The sequence below is a fragment of the Vibrio sp. D401a genome, assembly GCF_030248515.1.
Taxonomy (GTDB): Bacteria; Pseudomonadota; Gammaproteobacteria; order Enterobacterales; family Vibrionaceae; genus Vibrio; species Vibrio rotiferianus.
In genome coordinates this window covers 1-1,868 of sequence record NZ_JAHGAI010000013.1, presented here as the reverse complement: position 1 = coordinate 1,868, position 1,868 = coordinate 1, and the positions used below count along the sequence as shown (strand labels likewise).

The window sequence follows — 1,868 nt, the reverse complement described above, 5'->3', positions numbered from 1 at the left end:
TAACAAACTGTTCAAGAGGGATTCGCAACGCGTGGCATTTTCACTATGCGTTGATTTAGGTGTTTAAGGGGGTATGCCGCGACTTCGGTATTGCGTTGCTCACCCCTTAACAGGGCGTTATAAATCATAGTGAAAGTCGATATTGGCATAGCAAGGATAAAAATAAATTGAAGCTATTAAATAAAGAATTTGTAAGAGTGCAAGGTTTAAAATTTGATGTGCTACCGAGTACTGGAGCTGTCTACATCATCAGCTCAAAGTGTGACGGTCGTGAGTTCACGCCCTTTTATATTGGTATTACACAAAGATTGAAAGCAAGGTTGAAACATCACCCTATTCTTTTAGAAATATTAAGTAAAAAGTCATCTGAAGGTATTGAAATACTTTATTGGTCATTTTCGCAGAGTGAGGTTGAAGAAGCTAGAAACCTAGAAATGGCACTAATTAGGGATTATTTGCCAGAATTTAATAAGGTGCATGTAGATAATTACGAAAAATTTAACAGAAAAGTAAATCAGCTAAAAGAAGAAGAGGAAAAACGGTCAAAGCAATGGTTTAAAAGCTCTATTTTTGCATCAGCGACACTAATGGTTTTGCTCTCAGGGACTTATACATTTTACGTTCAGGATAAGCGAGATAGTGATATTAGAAGTATATTGGAAAAAGAAATTTTTGCATCAAATATAGAGTTTAAAAAAGAGACTGACTTAGCAAGAAATAAGCTGGGGGAATTAATATCCGAGTTAAAGTTACAACAGGAAGCGCTTGAAAATATTGATGTAAGCAAATCTAGTGAATTAGATGAGGTGATCCCTAAAGAAGTCGCAATAATCAACTCTAAACTTGCAACTATTGAGTCCAAAATTCGAGACTTCGAACGCTCTGGTGTGGTAGGTAAAGTTACAGCTATTGAAGAAACATTAGACGGTAGCGTTGAAAATCTGTTGTCTGTACCATTGCTGAAAAATGATTTAAAAAACTATAAGCTAATATCAGATAAAGAGCTTTTGAGGCTGGAAAAAAGTATCGACAAGCTTGACTCAAGGTTAACTTTTTTCGTTGGCACTACGATTACACTAACTTTGGCAATATTCACCGCTATAGTTGCACCTTTGTTTGTTTCACGATATCAACGCAAGCAAGGTTCAAAGATCGTAGAAGATGATTTATAACAAACTGTTTAAGAGTGATTCGCAACGCGTGGCATTTTTACTATGCGTTGTGTTTGGTGTTTAAGGTGGTATGTGGCGGCATCGGTATTGCGTTGCTCACACCTTAACAGGGCGTTAGTCGCCAGAAAAAGCTAGCAGTCAAAATCATGTTTCTAAGCTCAAAACTTGGCTACTGGTTGTTTGATTCATAGTTCCATCTTCGACGGTCAAAGCTCAGTTTCATCGGTTCTAAGTCAATGCATTGCTATTTCCCAAGCGGTTGTTTCGTTCTTTGGTGGTGATAGGGTGGGGCAATCGAAAATCTGTTTTTGGTTGCAAATTTGCTCGGTGAGTTTGTTGGTTTAAAAGCTTATTTACTTGCTGAAAGGACGTTTTCTCTGGTGTTGTAAGTTCCACGTGGTTTCAGTGACTTTGTTGAAAGTCCGCACTGTGAGATTGGCTTTCCAAAAACGCTTTTTGGTGTTGTCAGTCCGTTTTCTGCGGCGTTGTTTGTTCCAAGTGGTTTCATTGAATAGCTGCTTTGCGACTACGCCTGACTTAAGTGCATCAAAGCACATAAAGTTTGTTGTTCGCAAAGTTTAGTTCGGCTTAAAATTGTCGCTCGGTGCCTCGCGACTAACAATCTGTTTAAGAGTGATTCGCAACGCGTGGCATTTTTACTATGCGTTGGTTTTAGTGTTTAAGGTGGCATGCGGC

At 38.6% G+C, this 1,868-nt stretch carries 1 protein-coding gene; it reads left to right on the top strand.

Translation table 11 applies throughout. From position 1 onward, the window contains the following. Positions 1-167: 167 nt before the first annotated feature. Entirely contained in the window at positions 168-1,172 is a 1,005-nt protein-coding gene (locus KIV41_RS08250; protein ID WP_285336065.1) for a GIY-YIG nuclease family protein, read from the top strand. Positions 1,173-1,868: the final 696 nt, after the last annotated feature.